Here is a 5,048-nt window from a genome sequence, read left to right as displayed (position 1 = left end):
ATCCGGGGACAATTAGCCTGCGGGTTGCGACGATGCTGTGCCTGGTGCGCGACATTTTGGACGGGCTCGACGCGCAGGGGTTTCGCCGTATCGTGATTGTCAACGGGCATGGCGGTAACGGCGCGGTGCGCGATCTCGCGTTGGAATGGATGGCGGATCATCCGCGCAGTAGCGTTAAGTTCCATAATTGGTGGAATGCGCCACGCACCTTCGCCAAAGTCATCGAGATCGATCCGGTGGCGAGCCATGCGTCATGGATGGAAAATTTTCCGTGGACGCGGATCGCAGATGCCGGTTTGCATCACGCGGCGCCCGATGCAGTGAAGCCGCCCATGCGCCGGATGGATGGGCTTGATCCGGCGGCGATGCGCCGTCTGGCGGGGGATGGCAATTTCGGCGGGCGCTATCAGCGCGATGACGCCGAGATGTTGGCAATATGGCAGGTTGCTGTGGAAGAGACCCGGGCACTGATTGCCGAGGGGTGGCGATAAAAGCGATGATCGCTGGGTTATTGGTCCAAGATTGTCAAAAAGAGCTACTCTGCCCTAAATGGCGCGATGGATCGCCACGCAAATCGACCATGAAAACCATGTCGGCGCGCGAGGCTAAAAACGCCTTTGGGCTGATGATCGAAACGGTGCGTGCAGGCCCTGTGCTGATCGAAAAGCGCGGGCGCGGCGTCGTGGTGGTGGTCGCATTGGAGGAATATGAGCGGCTGACCGTCGGCTTGGCCACCAAAGAAGAGGCCACTAAACGGGGTGCGGAGGCTACCAGAAATTGACCAACGAAGCCTTCGCCCGGATCAAAATTGACCAGCTTCTGAAAGACACCGAGTGGCGTCTGACCGATGGGATCAGCGTGCGCTACGAATATCCGCTTGATGACGGTGGCCGGGCCGACTACGTCCTATTTGACCGCCAGGGACGCGCACTTGCCGTGCTGGAGGCCAAGAGCACAAGCGTCAGTCTCAGCGCGGGAGAGGCGCAAGGCCGTCGTTATGCCGACCTGCTCGATGTGCCGTTTATCTTCCTGTCGAACGGCGAAGAAATATGGTTCTGCGACAAGGGCCAGGACGCCCATTTCCGCAAGATCGAGACCGTTTTCAGCCAGGATGATCTCGCGCGCCGGAAAGCTGCGCGCGATATCCGCCGCAACCCGCTCGACATTCCGATCGACAGCCGCATTGCCGGTGGCGGTGGCCGTCTGCACCAGAGCGCGTGCATCGAAGCGGTATGCCGGGAGATCGTCAACGGACGGCGCAAGATGCTCGTCGAGATGGCGACTGGCACTGGCAAAACTCGCACGGCGGCGGCATTGCTGAAGCGTCTGTTTGAAGCAAACTGGGCGACGCGTGCGCTGTTCGTGGTCGACCGAAATACGCTCGCGATCCAGGCGGAGGACGCTTTCGCGGAGCATTTGCCCCATCTGCCCTGTTACCGCGTCCCGCGAACTGGACGCCGCTTCCAGGACGAAAAGCGCGTCACCATCGTCACCCTGCAAACGCTGGTCAACGAGTATGAAAAATACTCGTCCGGCTATTTCGATCTGATCGTCATCGACGAGTGCCATCGCAGCATTTACGGCCAATGGCGGCGCGCGCTCGACCATTTCGATGGTATCAAGGTGGGGCTGACCGCAACACCTTGCGTCATGCAGGACACGCCGGACGTGGACGACGAAGACCGCGCCGCGATCCGCGACACGCTGCGGTTCTTCGAGGTCAGCCGCCCGACCTACAGCTACAGCATGTCCGAAGCGATCGCGGACGGGCATCTTGTGCCCTACGAGATTTATCGCGCCATGACCGCGCGCACGGCGGCAACGGATGGTTTCTCGGTTGCGCGCAGCGACATCGATTGGACCGCCCTCGATGCGCCGACCCACGCGGAGTTGGAGCGGCTGTTCGCCGACCGTGATCCGATCATCGTCGATCCATCGGCCTTGGAGCGGAGGTTCACCATCCCGGAGCGCAACCGCGCGATGGTTCGGGAATTCCGCGAGGTTCTGGAGAACGGCTACACCGGCCCGAACGGCATTCGCCGTGCACCCGATTGGGGCAAGACCATTGTTTTCGCCGTTACCAAGCGCCACGCCGAAACGCTGGCGCGCATGTTCGACGACGTGTTCGCTGACAAGAAGCCGAGCCCCACAACGCGTTACGCCGATTTCGTCGTCTCCGGCATGGGGCCGGACGATAGCGTGGACGGCCCCGCCAAGATCAAGCGCTTCAAAAAAGAGGAATTCCCGCAAATCTTGGTTAGCGTGAACATGTTGGACACCGGCTTCGACTGCCCGGAGGTGCGCAACCTAGTGATGGCGCGCTTCACCCACAGCTCGATCCTCTACCAGCAGATGCGCGGGCGCGGCACGCGTTTGGCGCCGGGCAAGGACCGCTTCACCATGTGGGATTTTACCGGTGTGACGCTCCGCCACGGCGATGATGAAACGCCCGGCGCCGGCGGCACCATCTTGGTGCGCGAGGGCAAGCGGCCTGTGGGTCCCACACGGCGGCTCCTGACGCTTGACGTGCATGACGAAATCGATCCCGCGACCCGCGAATGGGTCACTGTTGATGAGACTGGCCGCGCCTTCATGGATGCGGAGGAAGCAAAGTCAGAGTCGTTGGGCGCAGCGTTTGAAACCTGGTTGGCTGGACATAATTTTAACGCTGATCAAATTCGATTGCTCTATTTGGTGAAGGAACAAATCATCGCCAACGCAGCCGAACTCACTGTGTTCGAAAGCTGGCGGTTCGACCGACCGCCACTTGCCATGAATGGGGGCTTTGAGCGGGCCCGCGCGGTTTTTCGCAGTGAGGCCGAACTGGAGAAAACGCTTAGTCGTATGAATGAAGCGGTCTTTGGCATAGTCTCTGCTTGGGCTCCCGGCTCGGAAGCCACGAACTTAATCAAACCCCTGAACTAAGGCCAGCTATGCCCTTCACGCCTGACATGCGCCGCAAGGTCGATCAGATCCGCGACTATCTCTATGGCGGCGGCTATCCCGATCCGCTGTCCAATGCCGAGCAGCTCAGCTTCCTGTTCTTCTTCTACATGATTGAGGGGATCGACAGCGCCAACCTGCGCCAGGCCAAGGCCACGGGCCGCGCTTACACCTCCCTCTTCGCGGGTGACTGGACGCTGCGCAATCCGTTGAACGCGCCGACGAAAGGCGTGGAGACGGTGCCGCGCGACCGTATGCGCTGGTCGTCATGGGCGAACGCCATGTCTGGCGAACATCTCGTCACATTCGTGCGCGACGAAGTATTCCCGTTCTTTGCCAGCATCGGCGATGATTTTGGCATGAGCTTCATGGCCCAGGCCCGCCTTGCCATCGACGAGCCGACGGTGCTGACGCAAGTGGTTACTTTGGTAAACGAATTGCGGCTCGAACAGGCCAATCCCGACACGAAGGGTGATCTGTTCGAGCATGTGCTGCGCCAGATCAAGCAGGCGGGTGAACTCGGCCAGTTTCGGACCCCACGCCACATTATTCGCGCCATCGTCGATCTGGTGGACCCCAAGATTGGCGAGACGGTCTATGATCCCGCCGCCGGCACCGCCGGATTTCTGGTGGCGGCTTATGAACATATCCGCCTCGCTAATTCCTCGACCAATGGCCGGGAGGTCGCCGAACTGGAAGGTAAGAGGTTCGAGCGCGGGCATGGTGATCGTCTGAACGATGCTCAATGGCGCAAACTGCAAGCCGCAACATTCTACGGCAATGATGTCGATCCCACGATGGTCAGCCTCGCCTCAATGAATCTCTCGCTCCGCGGCCTGCCAGATGTGCGCATCCTCAAGCGCAACGTACTGACCACCAGCTTCGACCGTCAGGCCAAGGCGGAGAAGGGCTTGCCGTTGGATGGCTATGACGTGATCCTCGCTAACCCGCCCTTTTCCGGGCGACTAGACCGCGATCGTATCGTTGATGACGTGCGCATCGGCACCAGCACCGCGACCGAATTGCTGTTCATCAAATACATGATCGACAATTTGCGCCCCGGCGGCCGCTGCGGCGTGGTGGTGCCGGAGGGCGTTTTGTTCGGCTCGACTGGCGCTCATAAAGAGCTGCGCCGTATTTTGCTACAGAATAACCGGGTTGAAGCCGTGCTGTCGCTGCCCGGCGGCGTGTTCCAGCCCTATTCGGGCGTCAAAACCTCGGTGCTGATTCTCGCCAAGGGTGGGCGGAGCGAAAATGTGATGTTTCTCGCCGCCAGCAATGATGGCTTTAAGCTGGATGCCAACCACGATCAGGCGATTGAGGCCGACGATCTGCCCGGCCTAATCACTGCTTTTCGCGCGCGAGACGAGCGGCTGGTGGACTGGCAGAACCGCGATCGCGAAACACCCTGGGCGAAAAACTGGTGGTTCGCCGATGCGGCCACCATTGAGCGCGAGGATTTTAATCTCTCCGCCTCACGCTACCGGCCTGAAAGCCGCGAGGCGGCGGAGCATCGCGACCCGCGCGAATTGCTGGCGGAGTTGCGCGACGAAACGGCGGCGATCCTCGGCGATATCGAGGCGCTGGCGGCTGAACTCGGGGAGCCGGTGGCGTGACAGCTTGGCCGACAACGCCGCTGGGCACTGTATGCGACGTGGTAGGAGGCGGCACACCTTCGCGCGATACGCCGGAGTTCTTTGGTGGCGACATTCCTTGGATCACCCCAACTGATGTCACCCGAAGTCGTAGACGCTATTTATCACAAGGCACTGAAACGATTACGGAAATTGGACTTCAGCGGAGTAGTGCCAAATTGCTCCCTGCAAGGTCCGTTCTGCTGACGTCACGAGCAACCATAGGATTCACCGCTATCAACACGGTTCCGGTGACCACAAATCAGGGGTTTGCGAGCTTTGTTTGCGGTCCCGACATTTATCCCGAATTTCTCGCCTATTGGCTGGAGTGGTCGAGGGATCGGCTGATTGAGCTTGCCTCAGGGGCAACGTTCAAAGAAATCAACAAATCCACGCTGAAAAGACTGCCGATTCCCCTCCCACCGCTCGACGAGCAGCGGCGAATTGTGGGGCTGTTGGACCGGGCGGCGG

At 60.2% G+C, this 5,048-nt stretch carries 5 protein-coding genes; all 5 read left to right on the top strand.

All coding sequences use genetic code 11. The features are described 5' to 3' along the window. The first annotated feature begins 11 nt into the window (after window positions 1-11). On the top strand, window positions 12-491 hold the full coding sequence (locus tag NEZ08_RS22085) for a creatininase family protein (RefSeq protein WP_298111807.1): 480 nt from the start codon (window positions 12-14) through the stop codon (window positions 489-491). Between the two features lie 5 nt (window positions 492-496). Further along, window positions 497-781 (top strand): type II toxin-antitoxin system prevent-host-death family antitoxin, encoded by a 285-nt coding sequence (locus NEZ08_RS22080; RefSeq protein ID WP_298111802.1) that lies wholly within the window; start codon window positions 497-499, stop codon window positions 779-781. A gap of 77 nt (window positions 782-858) precedes the next feature. Then, on the top strand, window positions 859-2,925 hold the full coding sequence (locus NEZ08_RS22070; protein WP_367278450.1) for a DEAD/DEAH box helicase family protein: 2,067 nt from the start codon (window positions 859-861) through the stop codon (window positions 2,923-2,925). 8 nt (window positions 2,926-2,933) lie between these two features. Then, a complete protein-coding gene (locus NEZ08_RS22065; protein WP_298111799.1) occupies window positions 2,934-4,559 on the top strand; it encodes an N-6 DNA methylase in 1,626 nt (541 codons plus the stop codon). Further along, a partial coding sequence (locus NEZ08_RS22060; protein ID WP_298111796.1) for a restriction endonuclease subunit S occupies window positions 4,556-5,048 on the top strand: 493 nt, incomplete at its 3' end. The genes NEZ08_RS22065 and NEZ08_RS22060, both read left to right, overlap by 4 nt.

The sequence above is a fragment of the Bradyrhizobium sp. genome, from assembly GCF_027451485.1.
Classification (GTDB): Bacteria; Pseudomonadota; Alphaproteobacteria; order Rhizobiales; family Xanthobacteraceae; genus Bradyrhizobium.
The sequence above is the reverse complement of the archived record's forward strand: the minus strand, read 5'-3'. Positions and strand labels throughout refer to the sequence as shown.

Excerpts from the sequence above, each read along its gene's own strand:
- NEZ08_RS22080 (WP_298111802.1), top strand. The coding sequence starts at position 497 with ATGATCGCTGGGTTATTGGTCCAAGATTGTCAAAAAGAGCTACTCTGC.
- NEZ08_RS22065 (WP_298111799.1), top strand. The coding sequence starts at position 2,934 with ATGCCCTTCACGCCTGACATGCGCCGCAAGGTCGATCAGATCCGCGAC.